The sequence below is a fragment of the Pseudomonas sp. ES1 genome (assembly GCF_050586605.1).
Lineage (GTDB): Bacteria > Pseudomonadota > Gammaproteobacteria > Pseudomonadales > Pseudomonadaceae > Aquipseudomonas > Aquipseudomonas sichuanensis.
The window spans coordinates 26,013-52,513 of sequence record NZ_JBOBDM010000046.1; the positions used below are offsets into that span (position 1 = coordinate 26,013).

General features: G+C 64.4%; 24 protein-coding genes and 1 tRNA gene. 8 read left to right on the forward strand and 17 right to left on the reverse strand.

Going from position 1 to position 26,501, the window contains the following annotated elements:
- Positions 1–56 precede the first annotated feature (56 nt).
- Positions 57–461, reverse strand: a complete 405-nt coding sequence (locus ACQ4N9_RS18740; RefSeq protein WP_258705785.1) for a heme utilization protein — start codon at positions 459–461, stop codon at positions 57–59.
- A 341-nt stretch (positions 462–802) separates the two neighbouring features.
- On the opposite strand from ACQ4N9_RS18740, the gene ACQ4N9_RS18745 reads away from it, so the two are divergent.
- Positions 803–1,555, forward strand: coding sequence for a COG4705 family protein (locus ACQ4N9_RS18745; RefSeq protein ID WP_390967144.1), 753 nt, complete (start codon positions 803–805; stop codon positions 1,553–1,555).
- A gap of 16 nt (positions 1,556–1,571) precedes the next feature.
- Here the strand turns inward: ACQ4N9_RS18745 and ACQ4N9_RS18750 are convergent, their stop codons facing one another.
- The 5 genes from ACQ4N9_RS18750 to bglX form a co-directional block, all read right to left on the reverse strand.
- On the reverse strand, positions 1,572–2,708 hold the full coding sequence (locus tag ACQ4N9_RS18750) for a Fic family protein (RefSeq protein WP_390967145.1): 1,137 nt from the start codon (positions 2,706–2,708) through the stop codon (positions 1,572–1,574).
- Positions 2,709–2,832: 124 nt separating this feature from the next.
- The gene (locus ACQ4N9_RS18755) at positions 2,833–4,152 is read right to left on the reverse strand and encodes an MFS transporter (RefSeq protein WP_390967146.1); all 1,320 of its coding nucleotides are present in this window, start codon (positions 4,150–4,152) and stop codon (positions 2,833–2,835) included.
- Positions 4,153–4,421: 269 nt separating this feature from the next.
- The gene (locus ACQ4N9_RS18760) at positions 4,422–5,756 is read right to left on the reverse strand and encodes a sigma-54-dependent transcriptional regulator (RefSeq protein WP_390967147.1); all 1,335 of its coding nucleotides are present in this window, start codon (positions 5,754–5,756) and stop codon (positions 4,422–4,424) included.
- The gene (locus ACQ4N9_RS18765) at positions 5,750–7,507 is read right to left on the reverse strand and encodes a sensor histidine kinase (RefSeq protein ID WP_125857588.1); all 1,758 of its coding nucleotides are present in this window, start codon (positions 7,505–7,507) and stop codon (positions 5,750–5,752) included. The genes ACQ4N9_RS18760 and ACQ4N9_RS18765 overlap by 7 nt, the downstream gene beginning before the upstream one ends.
- Before the next feature lie 116 nt (positions 7,508–7,623).
- Positions 7,624–9,915 (reverse strand): beta-glucosidase BglX, encoded by a 2,292-nt coding sequence (bglX, locus tag ACQ4N9_RS18770; RefSeq protein WP_390967148.1) that lies wholly within the window; start codon positions 9,913–9,915, stop codon positions 7,624–7,626.
- 200 nt (positions 9,916–10,115) lie between these two features.
- Here bglX and ACQ4N9_RS18775 point away from each other — a divergent pair, with 200 nt between their 5' ends.
- The 3 genes from ACQ4N9_RS18775 to ACQ4N9_RS18785 all read left to right on the forward strand — a co-directional run bounded on the left by ACQ4N9_RS18775 (position 10,116) and on the right by ACQ4N9_RS18785 (position 12,685).
- Positions 10,116–10,724 (forward strand): TPM domain-containing protein, encoded by a 609-nt coding sequence (locus tag ACQ4N9_RS18775; protein WP_390967149.1) that lies wholly within the window; start codon positions 10,116–10,118, stop codon positions 10,722–10,724.
- Between the two features lie 99 nt (positions 10,725–10,823).
- Positions 10,824–12,044 (forward strand): class I SAM-dependent methyltransferase, encoded by a 1,221-nt coding sequence (locus ACQ4N9_RS18780; RefSeq protein ID WP_390967150.1) that lies wholly within the window; start codon positions 10,824–10,826, stop codon positions 12,042–12,044.
- 131 nt (positions 12,045–12,175) lie between these two features.
- Entirely contained in the window at positions 12,176–12,685 is a 510-nt protein-coding gene (locus tag ACQ4N9_RS18785) for a helix-turn-helix transcriptional regulator (protein WP_390967151.1), read from the forward strand.
- Positions 12,686–12,707: 22 nt separating this feature from the next.
- On the opposite strand, the gene ACQ4N9_RS18790 is transcribed toward ACQ4N9_RS18785, so the two are convergent.
- On the reverse strand, positions 12,708–13,718 hold the full coding sequence (locus ACQ4N9_RS18790) for a DUF4917 family protein (RefSeq protein WP_390967152.1): 1,011 nt from the start codon (positions 13,716–13,718) through the stop codon (positions 12,708–12,710).
- A gap of 164 nt (positions 13,719–13,882) precedes the next feature.
- On the opposite strand from ACQ4N9_RS18790, the gene ACQ4N9_RS18795 reads away from it, so the two are divergent.
- Positions 13,883–14,254, forward strand: coding sequence for a hypothetical protein (locus ACQ4N9_RS18795; RefSeq protein WP_390967153.1), 372 nt, complete (start codon positions 13,883–13,885; stop codon positions 14,252–14,254).
- Positions 14,255–14,268: 14 nt separating this feature from the next.
- Entirely contained in the window at positions 14,269–14,751 is a 483-nt protein-coding gene (locus ACQ4N9_RS18800) for a hypothetical protein (protein ID WP_390967154.1), read from the forward strand.
- A 104-nt stretch (positions 14,752–14,855) separates the two neighbouring features.
- On the opposite strand, the gene ACQ4N9_RS18805 is transcribed toward ACQ4N9_RS18800, so the two are convergent.
- From ACQ4N9_RS18805 to ACQ4N9_RS18830, 6 genes are all read right to left on the reverse strand, one after another.
- Positions 14,856–16,556 (reverse strand): SulP family inorganic anion transporter, encoded by a 1,701-nt coding sequence (locus ACQ4N9_RS18805; RefSeq protein WP_390967155.1) that lies wholly within the window; start codon positions 16,554–16,556, stop codon positions 14,856–14,858.
- Positions 16,557–16,760: 204 nt separating this feature from the next.
- A tRNA-Gly gene (locus ACQ4N9_RS18810) sits at positions 16,761–16,834 on the reverse strand.
- 113 nt (positions 16,835–16,947) lie between these two features.
- Positions 16,948–17,832, reverse strand: coding sequence for an alpha/beta fold hydrolase (locus tag ACQ4N9_RS18815; protein ID WP_390967156.1), 885 nt, complete (start codon positions 17,830–17,832; stop codon positions 16,948–16,950).
- 447 nt (positions 17,833–18,279) lie between these two features.
- Entirely contained in the window at positions 18,280–18,972 is a 693-nt protein-coding gene (locus ACQ4N9_RS18820) for a pseudouridine synthase (protein WP_125857594.1), read from the reverse strand.
- Positions 18,973–19,003: 31 nt separating this feature from the next.
- Entirely contained in the window at positions 19,004–19,225 is a 222-nt protein-coding gene (locus ACQ4N9_RS18825) for a cysteine-rich CWC family protein (protein WP_125462797.1), read from the reverse strand.
- Positions 19,215–20,708, reverse strand: coding sequence for a sensor domain-containing diguanylate cyclase (locus ACQ4N9_RS18830; protein ID WP_390967157.1), 1,494 nt, complete (start codon positions 20,706–20,708; stop codon positions 19,215–19,217). The genes ACQ4N9_RS18825 and ACQ4N9_RS18830 overlap by 11 nt, the downstream gene beginning before the upstream one ends.
- A 212-nt stretch (positions 20,709–20,920) precedes the next feature.
- On the opposite strand from ACQ4N9_RS18830, the gene ACQ4N9_RS18835 reads away from it, so the two are divergent.
- Positions 20,921–21,385, forward strand: coding sequence for a hypothetical protein (locus ACQ4N9_RS18835; protein ID WP_390967158.1), 465 nt, complete (start codon positions 20,921–20,923; stop codon positions 21,383–21,385).
- 60 nt (positions 21,386–21,445) lie between these two features.
- Here ACQ4N9_RS18835 and ACQ4N9_RS18840 read toward each other — a convergent pair whose 3' ends face one another.
- Positions 21,446–22,552 (reverse strand): enoyl-CoA hydratase/isomerase family protein, encoded by a 1,107-nt coding sequence (locus ACQ4N9_RS18840; RefSeq protein ID WP_390967159.1) that lies wholly within the window; start codon positions 22,550–22,552, stop codon positions 21,446–21,448.
- 128 nt (positions 22,553–22,680) lie between these two features.
- On the opposite strand from ACQ4N9_RS18840, the gene ung reads away from it, so the two are divergent.
- Positions 22,681–23,373, forward strand: coding sequence for a uracil-DNA glycosylase (gene ung, locus ACQ4N9_RS18845; protein WP_110993777.1), 693 nt, complete (start codon positions 22,681–22,683; stop codon positions 23,371–23,373).
- A 119-nt stretch (positions 23,374–23,492) separates the two neighbouring features.
- Here ung and ACQ4N9_RS18850 read toward each other — a convergent pair whose 3' ends face one another.
- The 3 genes from ACQ4N9_RS18850 to ACQ4N9_RS18860 are packed head-to-tail and all read right to left on the reverse strand — an operon-like array spanning position 23,493 to position 26,493.
- On the reverse strand, positions 23,493–24,524 hold the full coding sequence (locus tag ACQ4N9_RS18850) for an AbrB family transcriptional regulator (RefSeq protein WP_430933471.1): 1,032 nt from the start codon (positions 24,522–24,524) through the stop codon (positions 23,493–23,495).
- Positions 24,517–26,031: a tripartite tricarboxylate transporter permease gene (locus ACQ4N9_RS18855; protein WP_390967162.1), complete on the reverse strand. Its 1,515-nt coding sequence runs from the start codon at positions 26,029–26,031 to the stop codon at positions 24,517–24,519. The genes ACQ4N9_RS18850 and ACQ4N9_RS18855 overlap by 8 nt, the downstream gene beginning before the upstream one ends.
- A 3-nt stretch (positions 26,032–26,034) precedes the next feature.
- Positions 26,035–26,493 carry a tripartite tricarboxylate transporter TctB family protein gene (locus ACQ4N9_RS18860; protein ID WP_390967163.1) on the reverse strand — a complete coding sequence of 153 codons (459 nt, stop codon included), beginning with the start codon at positions 26,491–26,493 and terminating at the stop codon, positions 26,035–26,037.
- Positions 26,494–26,501: the final 8 nt, after the last annotated feature.

Genomic DNA, 26,501 nt, shown 5'->3' on the forward strand with positions numbered 1-26,501 from the left:
CTGGCTGGAAATGATCAAGCCCGGCCTAAGCCGGGCTGGTTGCACGCTGTCAGTGATCAGCTGAAGCGGTGAGCGTTGGTGCGGTCGAAGCCATTTTCGGCGAAGCGTTGGCCGTTGGTGCGGTCGAAGCCGTCTTCGGCGAAGCGTTGGCCGTTGGTGCGGTCGAAACCGTCTTCGGCAAAGCGTTGGCCGTTGGTGCGGTCGAAACCGTCTTCGGCAAAGCGTTGGCCATTGGTGCGGTCGAAGCCGTCTTCGGCAAAGCGTTGGCCGTTGGTGCGGTCGAAGCCGTCTTCAGCGAAGCGTTGGCCACCGGTGCGATCAGAACCATCTTCTGCGTAGCTGTTCGACTGGCTCTGGACGGCGGCGAAGGTGTGGGCACTGGTACGGTCGAAACCGTCTTCGGCGAAAGCGCCAGTGGTCAGAACCGAGAGGGTCAGGGCGAGGATCAGTTTGTTTTTCATGGTCGTTGCTCCGGTGGATCAGTGGGTTGTTTGTTTCTATGGGTTCAATGCTACGCCGATTAAATTGATTAAAAAGCGCAAAAAACAACGCTAAATAATCGATTAAATAGATTGTTTTGGACGTGCTTGTACCTCGTCAAATGCAGTACCTGGCCTTGGCAGGCCATGCGAACGACGGGGCTTTTTCAGTTGGCCAAGCATGGCGGGTGGGAATTAATGCCGAATTAACAGCTCACGAGCATTCGTCGTACGCGACCAACGCTTTTTTCATACAACTCCAACCGTTTTTTCAGACAGCGCTCTTCACCATCGCCGCACTTAAAACCTGGAGCGGCACAACGATGAACAAACTCCCGCAAATCACCCTGGCCTTCTGGGTCATGAAGATCTGCGCTACCACACTCGGCGAGACGGCGGGCGACCTGCTGTCCATGACCCTGAACATCGGTTACGCGATGAGCTCGCTGCTGCTGATCAGCGTGTTTCTGCTGACCCTGGTTACCCAGCTCTACTCGCGCCGCTACAACCCGATGCTCTATTGGCTGGTGATCCTCTCCACCAGCACTGCCGGCACCACCATGTCCGACTTCATGGACCGCACCCTGGGGCTGGGTTACGCAACAGGCTCGGCGCTGCTGATCGGCATCCTGCTGATGACCTTCGCGGTGTGGCGTCTGAGCGGCAACCCGCTGGATGTCACCCGTATCAAGAACCGCAGCGGCGAGCTGTTCTACTGGGTGGCGATCCTGTTCTCCAACACCCTCGGCACGGCGCTGGGCGACTACCTGGCCGACGATTCGGGGCTGGGCTTCGCCGGCGGTGCGCTGCTGATCGGCTCGGCAATCGCCGTGGTGGCGGCTGCCCGCTACTGGACGAAGATCTCCGGCGTGGTGCTGTTCTGGATCGCCTTCGTGCTCACTCGCCCATTCGGTGCGACCCTGGGCGACGTGCTGACCAAGACCCACGAGAAAGGCGGCCTGGACTTCGGTACCGTGGGGTCGTCGATGGTGCTGGGCGGGGTGCTGCTGGTACTGGTGCTGGCGGCCACCTACTACCAGCGTCGTGAGCCGTTGCCGGTGCTGGAGCGCTCGTAAGCCTGGGCTGCCAGGCTCAGATGCCTTGCGTTTTGACGGTGTAGCGGGTGCTGCGTCCTCCACCCGGCAGGCGAGTCAGGCAGCCATTGTCCAGCAGATCGGCCAGATGGCGTGTGGCGGTGGCCTTGGAAACCTTGGCCACTGCCTGGTACTGGCTGGCGCTGATGCCTTCTTCGAAACCGCTGGGGCCGCCATCGAGCAGACGGTTGAGTACTTTGATCTGCTCCGGCGACAGGCCGTCGCCCCGGTGCGCCTGCCAGAAGCGTGCCTTGATCAGTACCCGGTCGATGCGCAGCAGTGCCTGTTGCAGGCTGCGCAGCAGCGTGGCGAGAAACCATTGCAGCCATTCGGTAATGTCCAGGCTGCCTTTCTGGCAGCGTTCCAGCACGGCGTAGTAGCCAGCACGATCGTCCAGGATGCTGGCAGACATGGCGTAGAAACGAATGGCTTGCTGTTCGCCTTGCGCCAAGGCCAAGTCGGTCAGTGCCCGGGTAAGGCGGCCGTTGCCGTCGGCGAACGGGTGCAGGGTAACGAACCAGAAATGGGCAATGCCTGCTCGCAGCAGCGGGTCGAGCTGGTGTTCATTGCGGCTGGTTTCGAACCAGTCGAGAAATGCCTGCAACTGAGCTTCCAGGCCTGCGCGAGGCGGCGCTTGGAAATGTACCCTAGGTTTGTCGATGCGCCCGGATATCACCTGCATGGGGGCCTCATCGCGTAGTTCGCCCACGGGCAGGGCAGGGGTGAGCCCACCAGTGTTATCGGGGAACAACCACCGGTGCCAGGTGAACAGCCGCTGCGGGTCGAGCGGGCGGTCGTAGCCTGCGGTGGCGTCGAGCATCAGCTCGGCCAGGCCTTCGCTGCGGGCGCTGGTCGGCCCGGGCTCATCAATGCCCAGGCGCCGCGCCAGGGAAGAACGTACAGACTCGACATTGAGATGTTCACCTTCGATGGCCGATGAAGTGACGATGTTCTGCAGCAAGGTATCGAGGATGTCGCTGCTGGCTTCCATTGCAGTGACGGCACCGGCTCTGCCCAACAGTTGCCCCTGCGTTTCGACGCAGTGGCGCAGCAGTGTCGTGAGCTGTTGATTGTCCCAGCGAAAGGCTGGCCAGTCCGGCTGTTGCCAGATCCAGAGAGGTGTTGTGGTGTCCATGAGCCGAATAATAGCGTTATTCGGCTCATTTGGTGAGCCGAATAACGCTATTATTCGGCTCACAGCCAATAAAAAGGGGCGCTCCGTCAGCCGGAGCGCCCCCTTTTCATTGCCGTGCCGCCAATCAGTCAGTGGTGATCCGCGAGTGCTGCTTGGTGTCCTTCATGGTCGCGTATACCAGCAGCGAGCAGGCGATGCAGCCGGTGACGTACCAGTAGAAGCCGGTTTCCATGCCGTTGCTCTTGAACCACAGGGCCACGTACTCGGCAGTACCGCCGAAGATCGATACGGTCAGCGCGTACGGCAGGCCGACGCCCAGGGCGCGAATTTCGGTGGGGAACAGCTCGGCTTTGACCACGGCGTTGATCGAGGTGTAGCCGCTGACGATGATCAGCGCGGCCATGATCAGGAAGAACGCGCCCCACCAGGTCTGCACGGTGTGCAGGGTGCTGAGGATCGGTACGGTGAACAGGGTGCCGAGCACGCCGAAGGCGATCAGGATCGGGCGCCGGCCGATCTTGTCGGACAGCCCGCCGATGATCGGCTGCAGGCACATGAACAGGAACAGCGTGGCCGCCGAGATGGTGGTCGAGTCGCTGATGCTCATGCCCACGGTGTTGACCAGGTACTTCTGCATGTAGGTGGTGTAGGTGTAGAAGGCCAGGGTGCCGCCCATGGTCAGGCCGACCACGGTCATCAGCTCTTTGGGATGGCGCATCAGGGTGCGCATCAGGCTCTCTTTGGACTTCTCTTTCTTGGTGAAGGAGGCGGTCTCTTCCATGCCACGGCGCAGGTACAGGGCAACCACCGCGCACAGCGCGCCGATCACGAAGGGTACACGCCAGCCCCAGGCATACAGCTGCTCGGTGGTGAGGGTCTGCTGCAGGATGATCAGCACCGCCAGGGCGATGAGCTGGCCGGAAATCAGGGTCACGTACTGGAAGCTGGAGAAGAAGCCACGGCGTTCCTTGCTGGCCATCTCACTCAGGTAGGTGGCCGAGGTGCCGTATTCACCGCCTACCGACAGGCCTTGCATCAGGCGCGCGACTACCAGCAGGACCGGTGCGGCAACGCCGATGGTCTCGTAGCCGGGGGTGAGGGCAATGACCAGGGAGCCGGCGCACATCAGCAGCACCGAGGCCATCAGCGCGGCCTTGCGGCCTTTGCGGTCGGCGTAGATGCCCATCAGCCAGCCACCGATCGGGCGCATCAGGAAGCCCACGGCGAAGATCGCAGCGGTATTGAGCAGTTGTGCGGTGGTGTCGCCGGCGGGGAAGAACGCTTTGGCGAAGTACAGCGAGAACGCCGCGTAGACGTACCAGTCGTACCATTCGACCATGTTGCCGATGGAACCACTGAAGATCGATTTGAGGCGGCTGGCGGTGGTTTTTTCCGCGGCGGGCGCGGCGGCCGCCCCGCTGGGCAGGGTGCTGGCGTTATCCATCAGGGATACCTTCTCGTTGTTTTTGTGGAGCGCGCTCGGGGCGCAGCTTGAGAAGGGTTTTGCAGGAGCTGTGCCAAATGGGTGCGGGGTGATCCATTCGGGGGCGTCTTGTGCCCCATCGCTGGCAAGCCAGCTCCCACAGTGCCTGGCTTGCGTGATGCTTTGTGGGAGCTGGCTTGCCAGCGATGGGCTGCAGGGCAGCCCCGGCGATTGCGCATGCAATGAGCGAACTTCCGCTCATTCACCCGAATCAATAAGCGGAAATCCGCTCATTCGCTGCCGAGAAAGTCCTCACGCACCAGCCCATGCCGCTGCATCTTCTCGTTCAGCGTACGCCGTGGCAGCTGCAACGCCTCCATCACCCCTTTGATCTCGCCCTTGTGCTGGCGCAGCGCCGCACGCAGGCATTGGGCTTCGAAGGCCTCCATCTGTTCGCCCAGCGACTGTCCGCCTGGCAGGCTCTCAAAGTTCGGTGAGTCCAGCCCCAGGGCATGACGCTCGGCAGCATTGGCCAGCTCACGCACATTGCCCGGCCAGTCGTGGGCCAGCAGTTGCGCCAATCGTCCTCCACTGACCGGTGGGGCATGGCGGCCCAGGCGTTCGGCGGCCGTGCGGGCGAAGTGTTCGAACAGCAGCGGGATGTCTTCACGGCGCTCGCGCAGCGGTGCCAGGCGCAGCTCGGCAACGTTGAGGCGGTACGCCAGGTCTTCGCGAAAGCGCCCGGCACGGGCTTCTTCAAGCAGGTCCGGCTTGGTCGCGGCAATGATGCGCAGATCGACGGCGATGCTCTGGTTGGCCCCCAGGCGCTCGAGCTTCTGTTCCTGGATCACCCGCAGCAGCTTGGCCTGCTGGGCCAACGGCATGCTTTCGATTTCGTCGAGGAACACGGTGCCACCGTTGGCGTATTCCAGCTTGCCGATGCGTTTGCCCTGGGCACCGGTGAACGCGCCGCTCTCATGGCCGAACAGTTCGGCCTCGAACAGGGTTTCGGGGATCGCCGCGCAATTGAGCGCGACGAAGGGTTTGTCTGCGCGCGGGCCGAAATCGTGCAGGCAGCGCGCCACCCGCTCCTTGCCGCTGCCGGTCTCGCCACGGATCAGCACGTTCACCGGCAGGCTGGCCAGGTCCAGCACCTGGCGGCGCAACTGTTGCAGCCCCTGGGACATGCCGAGCAGGCTGGTTTCGAGCTGCGCCTTGAGGTCGGCCTGCTCATGCAGGCGACGGTTCTCCAGTACCAACCGGCGCTTTTCCAGGGCGCGGCCGAGGCTGCCCAGCAGGTGCTGCGGGGTGAAGGGTTTTTCCAGGAAGTCGTAGGCGCCGTTGCGCATCGCCTCCACCGCCATCGGTACATCACCATGGCCGGTGAGCAGGATCACCGGCAGGTCGGGGTCATCCTGTTGCAGCCGTTCGAGCAGTTGCATGCCGGAAAGCCCGGGCATGCGCACGTCGCTGAGGATCACCCCGGGGAAGTTGCGCGGCAGCTGCGCCAGGCAGTCCTCGCCACGGGCGAACAGTTGCACGCTGAAGCCCGACAGGCTCAACCACTGTTCCACGGCGGTGCGGATACTGGCTTCGTCATCGACGACGATCACTGAATTCAACATACCGGCTCCAGGTCACGGGGTAGCGTCAGGCTGAAACGCGCGCCGCCCGGCAGGTTCTCGACCTGCAGGCAGCCGCCGGCATCGACCACGATGCCGTAGGAAATCGCCAGGCCCAGGCCCAGCCCTTCACCCACCGGCTTGGTGGTGAAGAACGGGTCGAACACCTTGGCCAGGTCGGCCGGCTCGATGCCGCCACCGGAGTCGAGCACGCTCAGGCGCCACTGGCCATCGTCGAGTTCGATGCGGATCTCCAGGCGTTTGTAGCGCTTGTCGGCCATGGCGTCGAGGGCGTTGCGCAGCAGGTTGATCAGCACCTGCTCCAGGCGGATCGCATCGCCGCGGACCCAGGCCGGGCGGGCCAGGTACAGCGCCACGTCGACCGCTTCGGCGTGGATGCGCGCATCGAGCAGGTGCAGCGCCTGGTCGACCACCGTGGCCAGGTCCAGGCGCTCGCGCAGCCCGCCGGGGCTGTTGCGGGCGAAGGTTTTCAGGTGGCCGGTGAGCGCGGCCATGCGCGTGAGCATCTGCTCCAGCGGCTCCAGGGCCTGGCGCGCCTGGTCGTAACGGCCATGGTCAAGCAGCAGCCGCAGGGTTTCCAGCTGCATGCGCTGGGTGGTCAGCGGCTGGTTGATTTCGTGGGCCAGGGCGGCGGACATCTGCCCCAGCGCCGCCAGCTTGGCCGATTGCACCAGGCCTTCCTGGGCGGTGCGCAGTTCGCGGGTGCGCTCCTCGACCTGGCGCTTGAGCTCTTCGCGGCTGCGCTGGCGCAGGCGGGCCAGGCGCAGGCGCTGGCTGACGAACAGCGCGGCGAACACCAGGGTCAGCCAGATCGCGGCGGCGGCCAGGGCGGCGTTGCGGCCATCCTCGGCGACCTGCGGCTTGCGCAGCAGGTGCAGGGTCCAGCCTTCGGCTTCCAGCGGCAGGCTTTCCCAAAGGTATTCGGCGGCGCCGTCGGGGCCTTGCACGCGGGTCAGGTGGCTGTTGTCGGCGAAGCGGGTCAAGGCCTGGTGCTGCAGGGGCACCAGCGGCTGCTTGTCGTACTGGCGGGTTTCAGCCAGTTCGGCGCGGTCGGCGCCGCTCAGCGGTTGCAGCTCGCGGTAGCGCCAGCCGTCCTGGTTGGCGATGAAGGTGATGCCACGGGCGTCGCTGACCAGCAGGATATCGCTGCCCTGGCGCCACTCGCGTTCAAGCTCGGGGAACTCCAGCTTGACCACCATGGCGCCGAGGAAGCGGCCATGTTCGTCGTTGACCGCGCTGGCCAGGAAGTAGCCCGGCACGCCGCTGGTCACGCCGACCGCGTAGAAGCGGCCGCTGCCTTGGCTGCGGGTCTGTTTGAAATAGGGGCGAAAGCCGTAGTTGGAGCCGACATAGGTGGTCGGCAGGCGCCAGTTGCTGGCCGCGATGGCCAGGCCGGTGCGGTCGAGCAGCTCCAGGGTGGAGGAATTGGCGGCGCCGTTGATGCGCTCGAGCTTGTGGTTCAGGGCACTTTGCACCGGGTCTGTGACCGGGCCGCGCAGGGCGTCGATCAGTTCCGGGTCCAGCGCCAGTACCGCAGGCAAGGCGCGGTAACGTTCGATCAGGGTGTGCAGGTTGTTGGCGTACAGGCCCAGCTGTTGGCTGGCCCGCTGCGCGTCGGCCCGCATGGCCTCGCGCTTGGCCTGGTGCATGGCCCAGCCGGCGCTGAGGCCGGTGCCGACCAGGATCAGCAGGATGATCAGCCCCAGACGCAGGGCGCGGAAGGAAGAGGGCATGGGGCGGATCCGGGGTGTAGGTTTTCAGGTCCGGCCTCTTCGCGGGTAAACCCGCTCCCACAGGTATCGAGAAGCCTGTGGGAGCGGGTTTACCCGCGAAGAAGCCAAAGCAGGTGTCAGAGCAGTTCGAAGCTCTGCTGCTGCACCGCCTGCGAGTCCAGGCCGATCTGCACATTGAACTGACCCGGCTCGGCCACGCGCTGCAGCTGGCCATTGTAGAACTTCAGGTCTTCTTCACTGATGTCGAAGGTCACGGTACGTGCTTCACCGGCCTTGAGCATCAGCTTCTGGAAGTTCTTCAGCTCTTTCACCGGGCGGCTCATCGACGCGCTCTGGTCCTGCAGGTACAGCTGCACCACGGTCTCGCCGTCACGTTTGCCGGTGTTCTTCACCGTGATCTTGGCCTTGAGGGTTTCGCCGCGCTTGAGTTCGGTGCGCGACAAGGTCAGGTCGGTCAGGTCGAAGCTGGTGTAGCTCAGGCCGTAGCCGAACGGGTACAGCGGGCCGTTGGGCTCCTCGAAGTACTGCGAGGTGTAGTTGCCCGGCTTGCCGGGGGTGAACGGGCGGCCGATGCGCAGGTGGTTGTAGTACATCGGGATCTGCCCGACCGAGCGCGGGAAGGTGATGGCCAGGCGGCCCGACGGATTGTAGTCGCCGAACAGCACGTCGGCGATGGCGTTGCCGCCTTCGGTGCCGCTGAACCAGGTTTCGAGCAGCGCATCGGCCTGTTCACGTTCCCAGGCGATCGACAGTGGGCGGCCGTTCATCAGTACCAGCACCAGCGGTTTGCCGGTGGCCTTGAGCGCCTTGATCAGGTCGCGCTGCACCGCCGGGATTTCCAGGGTGGTGCGGCTCGACGATTCGTGGGACATGCCACGGGATTCACCGACCACGGCCACCACCACGTCGGCCTGCTGGGCGGCCTTGACCGCTTCGTCGATCAGCACGGCGGCCGGGCGCAGGTCGTTGACGATTTCCGGGGCATCGAAGTTGAGGAAGTTGAGGTAGTCGAACATGGCCTTGTCGCCGGTCACGTTCGAGCCTTTGGCGTAGACCAGCTTGGCTTTGCCTTCGACGGCGCGGCGCAGGCCTTCGCGTACGGTGACCGAGTGCTGTGGCTTACCGTCGGCGGCCCAGCTGCCCATCATGTCGATGGGGGCGTCGGCCAGCGGGCCGACCAGGGCGATGGTGCCGGCCTTCTTCAGCGGCAGGGTCTGCTCGCGGTTCTCCAGCAGCACCAGGCTGCGGCGTGCCACGTCGCGGGCGGCGTCGCGGTGCAGGCGGCTCTCGGCGTAGTAGTCGGTAAGGTCGGTCTCAGGCTTGCCGATGCGCACATAAGGGTCCTTGAACAGGCCCATGTCGTACTTGGCGCCGAGCACTTCGCGCACCGCCTGGTTCAGCTCGCCCTGGGTCACTTCGCCGGACTTGAGCAGGCCTGGCAGCTCTTCACCGTACAGGGTGTCGTTCATGCTCATGTCGATGCCGGCCTTGATCGCCAGCTTGGCCGCTTCGCGACCGTCGCGGGCCACGCCATGGCGGATCAGTTCCTGGATGGCGCCGTGGTCGCTGATGGTCACGCCCTTGAAGCCCCACTCCTTGCGCAGCAGGTCGTTCATCAGCCAGGTGTTGGAGGTGGCCGGCACGCCGTTGATCGAGTTCAGCGCCACCATCACACCCCCCGCACCGGCGTCCAGCGCGGCGCGGTAGGGCGGCAGGTACTCGTTGTACATCTTCGGCAGGCTCATATCGACCGTGTTGTAGTCGCGCCCGCCTTCCACCGCGCCATACAGGGCGAAGTGCTTGACGATGGCCATGATGCTGTCGGGCTCGGCCGGGCTCTTGCCCTGGAACGACTTGACCATCACCTGGCCGATTCGCGAGGTGAGGTAGGTGTCTTCGCCGAAGCCTTCACTGGTGCGGCCCCAGCGCGGGTCGCGGGCGATGTCGACCATCGGCGCGAAGGTCATGTCCAGCGAGTCGGCGGCGGCCTCGATGGCCGAGGTGCGGCCGACCTTGGCGATGGCGTCCATGTCCCAGGACGCGGCCAGGCCCAGGCCGATCGGGAAGATGGTGCGCTCGCCATGGATGGTGTCGTAGGCGAAGAACATCGGGATCTTCAGGCGGCTGCGCATGGCGGCGTCCTGCATCGGCCGGTTCTCGGGGGCGGTGCGCGAGTTGAAGGTGCCGCCGATGCGCCCGGCGGCAATCTCTTCGCGGATCTTCTCGTGGGGCATTTCGGGGCCGATGCTGATCAGGCGCAGTTGGCCGATCTTTTCGGCCTCGGTCATCTGGCTGACCAGGTGGTCGATGAATGCCTGCTTGTCTTGCAGGGGCGGGGCGGAGGGGGCGGCAAGGGCCGCCTGACTGGCAAGGCCCATGGCCAGGCCCAGCAAAGACAGTTTCATCATCAATTCCGTTGTTGAGTAGGGCGGTTGGCCGAGAACTTTCGTACGCCTGTTGTTATGAGGTCCGCTGGCGATTTTTTGGATCATTCGTCCATGATCCGACGCAGCCGCGGATTATGCCTTATATGAAGCGCTTGTTGAGATACACTCTCGCCACCCCGATGCCGGGATAACAACGATAAGAACGCTCAAGAGACGATGGCATGACCGAATACGAACAGCGCCAGATCGCCGAGGCGATCGCACGCGTCGAGCGGCGCACCGACGCGGAGCTGGTGACCGTGCTGGCGCGCCGCGCCGACGAATACCCCTATCTGCCCCTGCTCTGGGCGGCGCTGCTGGCGCTGGTTATCCCACTGCTGCTGCACCGCTGGCAGGGCGGGATCGGCCTCAACGGCCTGTTGCTGGCGCAGATGCTCACCTTTGTTGCCTTGTGCCTGTTGCTGCGCCATCCACGCCTGGCGGCCTGGCTGGTGCCGGCGATCCTGCGCCGGCGACGTGCTTCCGGGCTTGCCCGGCAGCAGTTTCTCGAACTCAACCTGCAGCGCACCGCCGGGGCTACCGGGGTGCTGATCTTTGTCAGCGAAGCCGAGCGGCATGTCGAGATCCTGGTCGATGAGGGGATCGCCCGGCACCTGCCGGCCCAGGCCCGCGAAGCGATCGTTGCGCGGTTCACCGAGCAGGTCTGCCAAGGCCATACCCTGCAAGGCTTTGTCGACTGCATCGAGGCGTGCGGCGAACTGCTCAGCGAGCATGTACCGCCCACCCATGCGCGTAACGAGCTGCCCAACCGCCTGGTGATCCTCGATTGAGCCGCGCCCATCGCGAAAACCTTCGCGATGGGCGGCCAGCGACGTAGAATGCGCGGCATTGCGTAACGCGCTCCCCGTATTCCGAGGCACCCGCTCCCCATGTCGTCCATTACTTCCGCCCCCACCGCGCCGGATGCGCGCGCCCAGTTCCTGAGCCTGCTGGCCGACGCCCTGGCCGATGGCAGCCTGGCCAAACTGGTGCTGGCCCGTCACGTGGGGGCCGACCAGACCCTGCAGCGGATCATCGCCAAGCCGGTGCAGCTCAAGGGCGAGGCCTGCCTGCAACTGGTCTACCGCCACCAGACCCGCGACATCACCCGCAACCTGCCATTGGGCCAGGCGCAGGCACTGGTGGCCGAGCTGCTGCCGGAGAGCTTTCGCAACGCTCACCTGTTCACCGGTGCGGGTGAAGTGCAACTGGAGTTCAGCAAGAAGGGCAAGCCGATGCTGCGCCGTCACCTGGCCCAACAGGCACCCCGTGAAGCGGCGGCAGTTGGGCATGACCGCGAGAAGAAGCGTTACCTGGAACTGTCGCGGCCCTTCCTGCGCGATCTTGGGGTGACCGACGCGCAAGGCGCGTTGATCCCGTCGATGTCGCGCAAGTGGAAGCAGATCAACAAGTTCATCGAAGTCTTCGACCACGCCCTGGCCGGCGCGCCGGTGGCGGCCGATCAGGCCTTGCGGGTGGCCGACTTCGGCTCGGGCAAGGGCTACCTGACGTTCGCCATGCACGACTACCTGCGCAACACCCTCGGGCGTGAGGCACAGGTTACCGGCGTCGAGCTGCGCCCGGACATGGTCGAGCTGTGCAATGCCGCGGCTGCGCGCCTGGAGCACCCGGGGCTGGTGTTCGAGTGCGGTGACGTGCGCAGCGTGGTGCCGGAGGCCATCGAGGTGATGATCGCCCTGCATGCCTGCGACATCGCCACCGACTACGCCATCCACACGGGCATCCGCTGCAATGCGGCGATCATCATGTGTTCGCCGTGCTGCCACAAGCAGATCCGCCCGCAACTGCACAGCCCAGGGCTGCTGCAGCCGATGCTGCAGTACGGCCTGCACCTTGGGCAGCAGGCCGAGATGCTCACCGACAGCCTGCGCGCGCTGTACCTCGAGGCCTGCGGCTACGAGACCAAGGTCTTCGAGTTCATCTCGCTGGAGCACACCAACAAGAACAAGATGATTCTCGCGGTGAAGCGCAAACAGCCAGTGCCGGCGGGGGCGCTGCTGGAGAAGATTGCGCAGCTCAAGGCGTTTTATGGGGTGCAGGAGCATTGCCTGGAGACGTTGTTGCAGGCGGATGGATTGATCGCCGGGTAAGCACAAACTGTTGGGTGCCAATCCCGAAAGTGTGTAGGACCCCTCCCAAGCGCGTTTGGCGGCCGATATTGGTGTCGAGAGCTCTGTAGTGTGCTGGCCATCCATGTGAAGGCGGGTAAGGAGCAGTGACGATGGAATACGAGTTCACCCTCAACTACCAACTGGTCGATGACGAAGAAATGGATGCGCTCTTCGAGCGCCTGGCCGAAGCGGGTTGTGACGACGCCCTGGTCGGGATTGGTCAGCCCGGTCGCCTGTCGCTGGAGTTTGTACGGGAGTCGCCTAGTGCCGAGGAGGCGATCGAGAGTGCGCTCAGGGATGTTCGCAGCGCAGTGCCTGGCGCACGACTGATAGAGGCGACGCCCGACCTCGTCGGGCTGACCGATGTGGCCCAGATCGTGGGTGTGTCGCGCCAGAACATGCGCAAGTTGATGCTGGCGCACATGCACAGCTTCCCGGCCCCCATGCATGAAGGCAGTACCTCGCTCTGGCATCTCGCCGATGTATTGGCCTGGCTGCAGGCGAGGGGGAGTTATGACATCGGCCAGCAGATGCTGGATCTGGCTCGGGTCGCGATGACCGTCAATGTATCAAGCGCCCATGCACGGGTTTTCAAAGGGACGGTGGCTTTGGCCGATTGAAGCTGTGCCGCTGGGGGCAGCTTCAACGGCGTCCTGTCGGCACCTCGATCGCCAACTCCGCCAGCCCCAGGGGATGGGTACTGGCATCGAAGAAGTGCAGCGCTGTCCCCGGAAGATCACCGAACCGCTCGACGAAATGCTGCTTCTGGTTCAGCACCGATGCCTCGCTCAGCGGCCGGATGGCAATCAGAAGATGCGCCGGCCGCGCCTGGCGAATGGCGTCGAGCAGGTGCTGGTCGCTGCTGTCCAGATGCTGGCCGAACAGGCACAGCCCTTCGTGCTCATTGGCCAGTTGGCCCAGGCACCATGACAGGTAATCCGAGTTGCGGATCGCGCGCAGTTTCTCCTCGCTACGGAACTCGTTGACGAACAACGGCACCTCGCCGGGGATGTTCACGGCAAAACCGTCCAGCAATTCGGCGCATTCGGCGCTGCGTTGGCGGCTGGAGCCGTCCGGCAGTTTGAGCAGGTGCAGGCCGCCATGCAGGTGCATCACCCGGGTGCCTTCGCTGCGGGTGCGGCGCACGTCGAAGAAGCCCTGCTCGTCGAACAGCGTGGCAAAGCCCTGTGGAGCATGCTGCACGGCCCACGGCAGGATCAGGTCGTAGTTGCTGGTGTAGACGCTGCGAAAGCCACGCAAGGCCTGGTTGATCGAGGCCAGGGTAGCCGCCGGCACCAATGGCCACGGCAGGTGCACGGTGCGCACGGCGTGAATCAGCGCTTCCTTGATCGAGTAGTAGCGGTTCAGCGGCGCGGTGGAGTTGATGGCCAGCGCGGCGTTGGCGCGGACAGTGTGGTTGAGGGTGCTCAGCAGCGGTTCGAACAGCTCTGTGCCGAGCGACTTGAACAGCGCCTGGTCACTGACCGCCAGGCCTTTCTTGCGGCCGGCACGCTGGGCTTCTTCGTACAGCGAGAAATAGCCGAACGGTTTCCACAACGCCCGGCTGGCACCGTTGCCCAGCAACAGGGCGGTGCAAGGGTGGCGCTGGGTGAGGTCGGCCCAGGCGGGCAAGTGGGCGTCGAGTGCGGGCATGGGCATTCCGTTGGGCGTGGCTCAAAACGCGGCGACTTTAGCATGTCGGGCCACCTGTGCGACGCTCGCCGCTCAGGGAGGCCCCGATGGCATACAGCAACCGTTGATGGCAGAGTGCCTACCCCCTGCGCGCCCGCGCAGGCGACCCAACACAAGGAACTAGTGTGAAATTCAGCAATCTGGCCGTGTTTGCCGGCAGTCTCTTCCTGGCCTCGGGTGCCTGTGCCCAGGACATTTCCACGCTGTATCAGGTTTATGAGCAGAAGGGCTATTCCACGCTGAGCATGGAGGAGCTGCACCAGTCTGTGCAGATCACAGCGGTGGCACTGGGGGTCTCGACCAACCTCAAGGGCGCGCCGATCCTTGCTGCCGGTGACGATGAGGGCTACGAACTGGCCCGCCTCAACGGTGCCGACGAGGCTCAGCAAGCGTTGATGAAGGCGATGCGCCCTGGCCAGAAATTCGATGCGCAGTGCGTGCTGCAGTTCACCTCTGGCAGTGACTTCATGGCGTTCGAGCAATGCACCTTCAACTGAACAAGGATGGTTTCATGAAAGGATCTCTTCGCTTCATCACGCTGGTCGGCAGCCTGACTGCGTTCAACGCCATGGCCGCCGATTCGGCCCAGGTTGCCTTGTTCACGGCGTTGGCGCAGTGCCAGGCCAGTGCGCAACAGGTGGAGGCGTTCAATCAGCTGGCGGATAGCGGCCAATTGACCTTCACCAAGGACGAAGCCCACAGCCCGTGGGGTGGTGCTGCCTGGCAGGTCACGCCGGCATTGAGCGTCAATGGCGTGTCGTCCGCCACCCTGGTGATGACCGACCGCTACAGCTTCTATCTGCAGACCAGCAGCAGCGCGCCGCTGGCCGATGCGGCCAAGCTCGCCAGCGCCCTGAAACTGAAGAAGACCCTCGATACCGACGGCTACGTCGACTATCAGCGAGTGCTCGAGAGCAAGGGCACTTTGCGGGTGGTTTCGACCGAAGACAAGGCGCGTGACCTTTACGTCGGCTGCAGCTATCCGCAGGCTTGAGGCCGCAGCGCAATTGCAGGCCCTGATTTTCCGGGCCTGCGCTGGGCGAGGGTCTTACTTGCCGCTACAGCATTCGCGTCGCGTAATGCTGTAGCCCTTGTCTCTCAACGGTCCACTGGCGCTTGCCGATTCCTGTTGCGCCATACCCGATACGCCCGAATCCCGGCCCGCACCGAGCCAAACAGCAATTTGTCCTCCATCTCCCGCGCCATCCCCGAACGCACCAGCATGCGCAGGAAGGTGCCGCGGGCGCGGGCGATGGCGAAGTGGATGCCCTGGGCGGTGAGCGTGTCGCGCACCTCGCGCAGGGCGGCGATGCCGCTGACGTCGATACTGGTCACGGCTTCGGCGTCGAACAGCACCGCCTGGGGCTTGTCCACCCCCTGCACGGCGTCGAGCAGGCGCATCTTGAAGTAGTCGGCGTTGAAGAACAGGATCGCGTCGTCGAAGCGATACACCACCAGGCCTGGCACGGTGCGGGCGTCCTTGTGCTGGCGTACGTCCACCTGCCCCTCGACACCCGGCAGCCAGCCGAGTACCGCGTCGGTAGGCTGGTAGATGCTGTAGAGCAGGCGCAGGATGGCCAGGGTCACGGCAAACACGATGCCCGGCAGCACGCCCAGCCCCAGCACGCCGACCGTGGTCAGCAGGCACAGCCAGAATTCGAAGCGGCTGAGCTTGCGGATGGTCTTCAGCGACTTGATGTCGATCAGCCCCCAGCCGGCCATCAGCAGCACCGCGCCCAGCGCCGCCTGGGGGATCCAGGCCATGGGGGCGGTGAAGAACAGCAGGATCAGGGCAATCACCAGCGCGGCGATGATGCCCACCAGCTGGCTCTTGCCGCCGACCATGTCGTTGACCGCGGTGCGCGAGTCGGCGCCGCTGATGGCGAAGCCCTGGGAAATGCCGGCGGCCAGGTTGCTCACCCCGAGGGCGACGAATTCATGGTTGGCGTTGATCGCGTAGCCATGCCGGGCGGCAAAGCTGCGGGCGGTGAGCATGGCGCTGCAGAAACTGATGGTGGCGATACCCAGGGCGTCACGCAGGAGGCTCTTGGTTTCCGCCAGGTTGCTTTGTGGCCAGGCCAGCTCCGGGATGCCCGCCGGTACCGGGCCAAGGATCGCCACGCCATAACGGTCCAGGCCGAGCAGCCCGGCCAGGGCGGTGAACACCACCACCGTCACCAGTGCCGCCGGCAGGCGCGGGTAGCGCCGCGGCAACCAGATCAGCAATGCCAGCCCGGCCAGGCCGATCGACAGCGTCAGCCAATGGATCTCGCCCAGCCGCTGCAGGAAGTTGATCAAGCTGAGGATGAAACCGTCGCCCTCGATCTTGAAACCCACGACTTTGGAGAGTTGCCCGGCGAGCAGGCTGAGGCCGATGCCGTTGAGGTAGCCGATCAGGATCGGCCGCGAGAAAAAGCTGGCGATGAAGCCGGCGCGCGCCACCCCGGCACCGATCAGCATCACGCCCACCAACACGGTCACGATCACCGACAGCTCGGCGATGCGCTGCGGGTCGCCCATGGCCAACGGGGCCACAGCGCCGCCGATCATCGCGCAGGTGGCGGCATCGGGCCCGACCATCAGTTGCCGTGAACTGCCGATCAAGGCGTAGACCATCATCGGCAACACGCAGGCGTACAAGCCGTACTGCGGCGGCAAGCCGACGATCTGGGCATAGGCGATGGCGATGGGGATCTGGATCGCGGCCACCGACAGGCCCGCCTGCAGGTCGGCATGGAACCACTCGCGACGGTAATGCAGCAGGTTGGCCAGGCCCGGTAGCCAGCGGGAGAGAAACATGCGCAGTCCTTTGGAAATGTTTCAGAAAGCTTAGGTGCTTTTGCGTGCTGGGCAGCACCGGGCATTTAAGCCAATCGGGCGCGGGATGGCCATGGGCCAGATCAATGAAGGGTGCGCAAATGCAGGCGGCAGAAACGAAAAAAGGAGCCAAGGCTCCTTTTTACAGCGATGACGTCACTGGAACGCCATGCGGGGAATGCGATGTGGAGCGGGTAGAGGGAATCGAACCCTCAACTAAAGCTTGGGAAGCTTTCGTTTTGCCACTAAACTATACCCGCGTCGGCGCCCGACTTTTTACCATAACCCCCTGCCAATTAATAGCCCAATGTCATAAAAGGCTGTCGGCACTCTGCTGCCTGCGGATAAGCCAGGCATGCAGGTGCCGTTGCGCTCAGATGGCCAGTGCATGCTGCCCCTGCGTGTGGGTGTAGCGTTGACGGGGCTCGCGCACGGTCGGCTTGAGGAAACCGAGCATGACCGAGCGGGTATCCTCACTGGCGCTCTTGTGCTCCATGTCGAGGAAGTGGCCGGCTCCGCGGATCACGCTGAAGTGGCTTTGCCCCACATGTTTGCTGAACTGCCGCGCATCTTCGACGGTGGTGTATTCGTCACGGTCGCCGTTGATGAACAGCACCGGGATGTCGATGTTGTGCGCGGCCTTCAGCGCCCGCTCCAGGTCGTGATCGAGCACCTGGTTGATGTGGAAATGCATCTGCGCGTATTCGTGGCTGTCCAGGCTGCTGACATGCCGGTAATTGAAGCGCTTGAACAGCGACGGCAGGTATTTGCCGATGGTGTCGTTGACCAGGTTGCCCACCTGGTAGCGATCGCAGGCGGCGAGGAACTGGCAACCACGCTCCAGGTAGTCGCGCATCGGTTCGTTGATCACCGGCGAGAACGAACTGACGATGGCCTTCTTCACCAACCGTGGCTGGTGCGCCAGCGCCAGCAGGGCGCAGGCACCGCCCCAGGAGAACGACATCACATGGTCGGCCTGGAAGTGCTCGATCAGCTCAAGGAGGATGTGTGACTCGGTCTCCTTGGTGATCAGCCGTTCCTGGCGGTTGTGGGGCTTGGACTTGCCGGCATAGGGCTGGTCGTACAGCACCACGTTGAATTGCGGGTGCAGGCTGCGCACTGTCTGTGCAAAGGACGCCGTGGTGGCCAATGATCCATTGATCAGGATGATGGTCTTTTCGGCGCCTTCCGCGCGATGGAACTCCGTGTAAACCCGGTACTGACCTTGGATATCAAGTACAGCAATTTCTGGCCTCATGTCATCGACTCCTGGCGCAAAAAAGGGTATTCGCGTCACCTGTTGGTCTGCGTGGCTGGTTGGTGAACTCGCGTTCGAATCAACCGCGCAGGCCGTTAGGGTGCACGTGCTTTATGACAGGTAGGCATTTGCCTGGAAGAAAACCGGTGGGCCCTTGTGTCGATCCCTGACGCGCGTGTCGACGGTATTGTTGTAGCGGGCGATTTACCGTGCCCCAAGGTGTCGAGACCCTGGGTGGCCGGCAAAAAGGTGTCTTGGACTGCGTTTGTGACCGGTAAGTCACAGGCAGACCGACAAGTTGGCAGTCAAGCAGCGCAGGGCCGATCGCGCAAGTGAGTTTCTGCGGATATTTTGCAGCAAACCGCTGGGCGGTCGATGTAGTGGAAAACGGCCAGGGCTACCCAATCGTTTGCGCGAAAAACGCCCGCGCAGAGCCTTCGCAGCGGCTCAGAAACAGGCGATTTCTGCGGCCGAAAGGTCCCTGTACTGGCCCGGCAACAAGGCCGGATCCAGCTCGATCATCCCCATGCTTTCCCGGTGCAGTTGCAGCACTTTGTTCTGAAAGTGGCCGAACATGCGCTTGACCTGGTGATAGCGGCCTTCGACGATCGCCAGCCGCGCTTCGCGGGGGCCGAGAATATCCAGCTGCGCAGGCTGGGTGGTGAGGTCTTCGAAGGCGAAATAGAAACCTTGGCGAAACTTCTCGACGTAGTGGGCGCCGATCTCGTCCTCGGTCTGCACGTGGTAAACCTTGGCCAGCTTGGTCTGTGGCTGGGTCAGGCGGCGCGACCACTGGCCGTCGTTGGTCAGGATCAGCAGGCCGGTGGTGTTGTAGTCCAGGCGCCCGGCAATGTGCAGGTCGTCGCGCCATGCGGGCGGCAGCAGGTCGAGCACGGTGCGGTGCTGCGGGTCGCTGGTGGCGCTGACGCAGCCCATGGGCTTGTGCAGCATCAGGTAGCGCGCCGGGCGGCCGGCCTGCAGCAGTTGCTCGTCCACCTCGACACGGCTGAACTCGCGTACCTCGTGCAGCGGGTCGGCGGTGATCACGCCATCCACGCGCACACGCCGCTGCACCAGCAGCAGGCGTACTTGCTGGCGGTTGAAACAGGGCAGGTTGGCGAGGAAACGGTCGAGGCGCATGGCGGCAGGTCGCGGCAGATCGGCGCGCAGTCTAGCGAATCGCGGGGGATTGCGCTGCCTTGAGTTGCTCGTCCACTTTCGCGCACTGCGGGCACAGGCAGGCCTGGTTGCGCAGTTCGGCAGGCAGGGCTTCGATGATGGCCGGGTCGATGCTCACTGCGAAGCACCAGCAACCTTGGGTGGCGCTGGCCGGGTTGGCCAGGCCGCACTGGTTGGCGGCGCCGCAGGCAGGGCAGTGCTGGTTACTGGTCATGGTCGGGTCCGGGCATCTGGCTGCAGACGCGGTTGCGTCCGCCTTGTTTGGCACGATAAAGCGCGAGGTCGGCGCGGCTCAGCAGGCTGTGCAGGGTGTCGTCGCGCTGCAGGCCGGCGAGGCCGATGCTGACGGTCAGGCGCAGCGGCTGGTCGGCATAACTGAAGATCAGTTGCTCGGTGCGCCGGCGGATCTTTTCGGCCACTTCGACGGCCTGGCGACCTTCGGTTTCGCGCAGCAGCACGATGAACTCCTCGCCGCCCCAGCGGCAGAGTATATCGGACTGTCGCAGGCTGCCCTGCAGCACGTTGGCGAACTGGCGCAGCACTTCGTCGCCGGCCAGGTGGCCGTGGGTGTCGTTGAGGGCCTTGAAGTGGTCGAGGTCGATCAACAGGGCGACCAGCGGCGCACTGATGCGCTGCGCCTCGACCAGCGCCTGGCCGGCCAGCAGGTCGAAGCTGCGTCGGTTGGGCAGGCCGGTGAGGCTGTCGAGGGTGGCCAGGGCCTCGGCGTTGTCCTGATGGCGCTTGATCATGGCGTTGAGCAGCGACAGCACCACCAGGGTGATCATCGCGCAGATCGCCAGGTTCAGGTACAGCGACTGGCGGATGCGGTCCAGGGCACTGGTCTCGCGCTTGTCCACCAGCAGGTACCAGTCCAGTTCGGGCAGCGGGCGCACGTTGAGGAAGTGGCTGTGGCCGTCGTTGTCGTAATACTCGTGGCTGCCGGCGGCAGGTGTCGGCATGCGCGCCAGCAGGTCCCGCCACTGGCTGCTGTCACTCAACTGCTGCCCTGCGCGAAGGCCGTGGGGGCCGCCGTCAGAACCGGTCAGCAGCACCTTGCCCTGGGCATCAGTGAACAGCGCCGAGCGATGGTAGCGGCGCTGGTAGTCATCGATCAGGCGCACCACCGACTCGACGCTCAAGCCCACCCCCACGGCACCGATGAAGCGCTGCTGGTAGTCGAGCACGCGGTAGTTGATGAATACCGTGAGCTTGTCCTGGTTGGCCATGTCCACGTCGACATTGATCTCGTAGGGCACGCTGGCCTCGCGCAGGCGGAAGTACCAGGCATCGCGCCAGGCATCGGCCTTGACCTGCTTGAGTACACCTTTGGCCTGGTAATAGGTGCGGCTGCGCTCGGAGACCAGGAAACTGGTGAAAGTGCCCTGGCCGCCCATCACTTCGCCCAGGTAGCGGGTAATGCGCGTGGGGTCCTGTTCGCCGCCCAGCAGCCAGTCCCGCAGGAAAGTGTCCTGCGCCATCATCGACGAGATCAGCACCGGGCGGATCAGGTCTTTCTGGATTTCCGAATAGACGGTGTCGGAGGTCAGTGGCAGCTCGGTATTGATAATGCCGTCGCGGATTGCCCCGCGCGAGGCGTAGTAGCTCAGCAGCGAGGTGGCGAGGAAGCCGCAGCCCAGCAACAGCAGCAGGGTGAAGATCAGCGAGCGTTGCGAAAACAGGGCGGAAGGCGAGGGCATGATCGTCCCATGATGTGTGCCAGTGGCGACATTCTAGTGAGATGACCGAAAAATGACTGCATGTTTTTCAGGGTTATAGGGGATGTTTCAATTTGTTGCAGAAATGGCACTGAACCCTGGCCGGACTGTCTTATGCAGTGTCGATCAACGCATCGTCGTCGACGCTCGCCAGCGCCGCTGTGTCGGGCACCCCTGCGGTCCAGGAGGCCGCCATGTACCCACGAATCCTGATCATTGTCCTGCTCGGACTGCTGACTTCTGCCTGCGCCCCCTACTACGAGAGCGACGGCTACTACCGCAGTGACTACTACACCAGCGACCGCTACGTGTACCCCGGCTATTACCGCCAGGACCGCTACTATGTAGCCCCGCAACCGCGCTACTACTACCAGAGCGCGCCGCGTTACTACCAGCCTGCACCGCGCTACTACCGGCCGGCACCGGTGCCGCAGTACCGGCCTTATCCGGCACCCGGCATGCAGCCCAGCTGGCACGGCAACCCGCGCAACGACTATGGCAACCGCCAGCGTTATGACTACGGGCGCGACCGGGATCGGCAGGACTACCGCAACGACAACCGTGGCGGGCGCGGGGATCGCTGGCATTCCAATGGGCAGGGCCATGGTGACCGCGGCCAGGACGGCGGGCGGGGAGGGGATCGCAACTGGCAGCGTTGAGGGCAAATGAGCCATCACAGGGCAAGTCGGCGTGCCGTACCGACTTGCCCTGTGCTGTTTCTACGCCAGATCAGCCAGCGGATGCCGACCTTCCCAGGCCTTGTTGAAATGCGCCGCCACCACCGCTGCGGGCACCTGCGCCACGTCCGGCCAGTGCCAGTGCGGCGTGTTGTCCTTGTCCAGCAATCTGGCCCGCACCCCTTCGCTGAACTCGGGGTGACGGCAACAGTTGAGGCTCAGGGTGTATTCCATCTGGAACACCTGCGCCAGCGACAGGTAGCGGGCCCGGCGGATCTGCTCCCACACCAGGTGCGCGGTCAGCGGGCAGCCCTCGTGCAGGCGCTGACCTGCCGCGGCCAGTAAAGGGTCGGCATGCCGAGCCAGGCCGGCCAGCGCACGCCAGGCTGCTACCGGGTCGGCCACATCGAGTACTTCGTCGATCACTGCCCGGCGTGCCAGCCATTGGCCCTCGGGCAGTTCGGCGCACGCCCGGTGCTGTTCGGCCTTGAGCAGGCTGTTGAGCTGCAGGTCGGTCTGTTCCTGCCAGTTCAGTTGCAGCAGCTCCTCCACCAGCGCTTCTTGTTGATGCTCGCCAAAGAAACGGTCGGCCAGGCCCAGGTCCAGGGCGTCACGGGCATTGATCGGCGCGCCGGTGAGGCCGAGGAACAGGCCGAGCTTGCCGGGCAGGCGGGACAGGAACCAGCTGGCGCCAACGTCCGGATACAGGCCGATGCTGATCTCGGGCATGGCCAGGCGGCTGCTGGGGGTGACGATGCGCACCGCCGCGCCCTGCAGCAGCCCCATGCCACCCCCGAGCACATGGCCATGGCCCCAGCACAGCAGGGGCTTGGGGTAGGTGTGCAGGCGGTGGTCGAGGCGGTATTCGCTGGCGAAGAAGGTGGCGGCCAGCGGCGGTATGCTGCCGGGATGTTCGCGGCAGGCTTGTACCAGTGCGCGCACGTCGCCTCCGGCGCAGAAGGCTTTAGGCCCGTTGCCGCGCAGCAGTACGCAGACGATGCCGGGGTCGTGAGCCCAGGCGTGCAGGCGCTCGTCGAGCACCTCGATCATCGGCAGGGTCAGCGCATTGAGCGCCTTGGGTGCATCCAGGGTGGCGATGCCGATGCGGGCGCCATCGGCGCCGGTGAGTACCTCGCATTGAATGGACATGGACTACCTCGCGCAAGTCATCCCACCAGTATGGCCCGCGCTGCTGAAGCTGCCGGTCGTCGGTCGGATCGATTGACAAGCCGGCGCGGCTTTCCTAGTGTCGCGCCACTTTGCTTCTGGATGGCCCCATGACCGACGACGACCGCATCAAACTCGAACCCAGCTGGAAGGCCGCGTTGCGCGCCGAGTTCGACCAGCCCTACATGCATCAGCTGCGTGAGTTCCTGCAGGGTGAATACGCCGCCGGCAAGGAGATCTACCCGCCGGGGCCGCTGATCTTCAATGCGTTGAACTCAACGCCGCTGGAGCAGGTGAAAGTGGTGATCCTCGGCCAGGACCCGTACCACGGCCCCGGCCAGGCCCATGGCCTGTGCTTCTCGGTGCAGCCGGGCGTGCCTACGCCGCCGTCGCTGGTCAACATCTACAAAGAGCTGCAACGCGACCTCAACCTGCCGATCCCCAACCACGGTTACTTGCAGAGCTGGGCCGAGCAGGGGGTGCTGCTGCTCAACACCACCATGACCGTGGAGCGGGCCAATGCCGCCTCGCATGCCAAGAAGGGCTGGGAGTTCTTTACCGACCGGGTCATCCAGGTGGTCAGCGAGCAGTGCCCGAACGTGGTGTTCCTGCTGTGGGGGGCGCATGCCCAGAGCAAGCAGAAGCTGATCGACGCCAGCAAGCACCTGGTACTCAAGTCGGTGCACCCGTCGCCGTTGTCGGCCTATCGCGGGTTCTTCGGCTGCGGGCATTTCAGCCGGGCCAACGGCTTCCTCGAGCAGCGCGGGATGGCGCCGATCAACTGGGCGTTGCCGCCGCTGTGATCGGTTGAAGCATTGTGTAGGCTTCTTCGCGGGTAAACCCGCTCCCACAGGGATCGCGCAAACTCAGAAGCCTGCGCAGTACCTGTGGGAGCGGGTTTACCCGCGAAAGGGCCTGCACATTATTCCTGGCTGGCGTTCCAGCGCCTGAACAGCGGCTCGGCCAGAAACAGCACGAACAACAAGCGCATCACCTGCAATGCCGTCACCAGAGGCACCGACAGTTGCAGAGTCTCGGCTGTCAGGCTCATCTCGGCAATCCCTCCCGGCATCATCCCCAAGGTCAGCGAGCGCAGGTCCAGGTGGGTGAGCAGGCTCAACCCCCAGGCCGCGCCTGCGGCAATCAGCATGCACAGTGCCGTGGCCAGCAAGGTCCGGCCGAGGAACGACGGCGCCCGGCGGAAAAACGCGCGGTTGAAGTGGCAGGCCAGGCCGCTGCCGATCAGCCACTGGCCGATCTGGCTGGCGCCATTGGGCAAACCGATCTGCAGGTTACCGGCCAGGCTCACGCTCGCCGCCACCAGCAACGGCCCGAACAACCACTGGTTGGGCTGGCGCAGCCGTTGCCAGATCAGCGCGACCGCCACGGCCAGCGGTGCGATCAGGGCCAGCCAGCCCCAGCTGACGCTACCGGCGTGGTTCAACGGCACCCCATCACCGAGCAACAGCTTGAACAGCGCCGGCACGCACAGCACCACCGCCAGCACCCGTAAACTTTGAGCGGCTGCCACCTGGCTGAGCACCGCGCCATTGCGCGCGCCGAGGTTGACCATTTCTCCAGAACCGCCCGGCATGCTGGCAAAAAACGCCGTGGCGCGGTCTTCGCCGGTACGCCGCAGCAGCCACACGCTGAACACGCTGGACAGCGTGGTGAACAAGGCGCCGAAGAAGATCAGCGCGAAGTGCTCGGCAACCTGCTCGATGACCGCCGGGGTGAAGTGCAGGCCGATGCCGATACCGATGATCCACTGCCCGCACTTGCGGCCATTGGGGATTTCGCTCAGTTGCCAGGGGGTCAGGCAGCGCACCAGGATGATCGCCAGCAACGCGCCGACCATCCATGGCAAAGGCCAGCCGACCTTGCTGGCGGCAAAACCGCCAGCAAGACCGACCAGCCCGGTGGCCCAGAACAGAGGGAGACCGCGGTCAGGCATCCGCCATCGCCCGGCGCTGTTGCGCGCGTTTGCGCCAGATGCGCAGCAGCGGCAGGGTCAGCATCAGCACCGTCAGCACCCAGACCGACATGCTGATCGGGCTCGACCAGAGGATGCCCAGTTCGCCGTTGGAGATCGACAGCGCGCGGCGCAGGTTCTGCTCCATCAGCCCACCGAGTATGAAGCCCAGCAGGATCGGCGACAGCGGGAAGTCCAGCTTGCGCAGGATGTAGCCCATGATGCCGATGCCGACCATCAGGAACAGGTCGAAGGTGGTGGCATGCACGGCGTACACGCCGATCGCGGTGATGATCGCGATCACCGGTACCAGCGCCCAGTTCGGCACGGCGAGGATGCGGGTGAAGATGCGGATCATCGGGATGTTCAGGATCACCAGCATGATGTTGGCGATGAACAGCGAGGCGATCAGGCCCCAGACGATGTCCGGCTGCTGTTCGAACAGCAGCGGGCCCGGGGTGATGTTGTACAGGGTCAGCGCGCCGATCATCACGGCAGTGGTGCCCGAACCCGGTACGCCCAGGGTCAGCATCGGCACCAGGGCGCCACAGCAGGAGGCGCCGATGGCGGTTTCCGGGGCGGCCAGGCCACGGGCGTCACCCTTGCCGAACTTGCCTTTTTCACCCGCCATGCGTTTTTCGGTCATGTACGCCACGGCACTGGCCAGGGTCGCGCCGGCACCCGGCAGTACGCCCATGAAGAAACCCAGCAGGCCGCAGCGGATGTTCACGGCGAACACCGACGCCGCTTCCTTGAAGTTGAACAGCATGCGCCCGGTGGCCTTGACCGCCACGTGGCCATGGTGGGTCTTCTCCAGCAGCAGGAGGATCTCGCTGATCGAGAACAGCCCCAGCACCAGCACCACGAACTGGATGCCGTCAGCCAGGTGCACGCTGTCGCCGGTAAAGCGGTACACGCCGCTGTTGGCATCGATACCCACCGCCGACAGGAACAGACCGATCAACGCGGCGATGAAGGTCTTCAACGGCTTGTCGCCGGCCATGCCGCCGAGGGCGACGATGGCGAACACCATCAGCACGAAGTACTCCGCCGGGCCGAAGGCGATCGCCCATTTCGCCAGCAGCGGGGCGAACAGCACCATGCCGCAGGTGGCGATGAAGGCGCCGATGAACGAACTCCAGGCCGACAGCGACAGCGCCACACCGGCCAGGCCCTGGCGGGCCATGGGGTAGCCGTCGAGGGTGGTCATCACGGTGGAGGCTTCACCGGGGATGTTCAGCAGGATCGAGCTGATGCGCCCGCCGTATTCGCAGCCCAGATAAACGGCGGCCAGCAGGATCAACGCCGACTCCGGCGGCAGGCCGAGGGCGAAGGCGATGGGGATCAGCAGGGCCACGCCGTTGATCGGGCCCAGGCCCGGCAGCAGGCCGACCACGGTGCCGATCAGGGTGCCGGTGAGGGCGGTGACCAGGTTGTACGGGCTCAGCGCGACGCCGAAGCCCTGGCCGAGATAGCTCAAGGTATCCATGTGTCAGTTCTCCAGTACGCTCAGCAGGCCAAGGGGCAGGGGCACGTCCATCACGCGGTCGAACAGCCAGTACAGCAGCAGGCTCATGCCCACCACCACGATGGCGCTGTGCAGCCAGCGGCCGCCGTACAGGCGGGCCATGGGGATGCCCACCAGCACGGCGCTGAGGATGAAGCCCAGGGCCTCGAAGGTGCTGGCGAAGACGATCAGCAGGCCGACACAGGCGGCGATCTTGATCAGGGTTTCGCGGTCCAGTTCAGGCTCGTCGTCCTTGCGTACGATGGGCGTGGGGCGGATGGCCAGGTACAGCAGGCCCAGGCCCATCAGGCCGAGCATCAGCAGCGGGTAGGCGCGCGGGCCCACCGGTTCATAGGAAAACGCGGCCTGGTAGGGCCAGGCCATCACGGCCAGGGCGGTGCACACCGCCAGCAAAAGCAGGGCGAAGAGGCGTTGCAGGATCATGGGAGAAT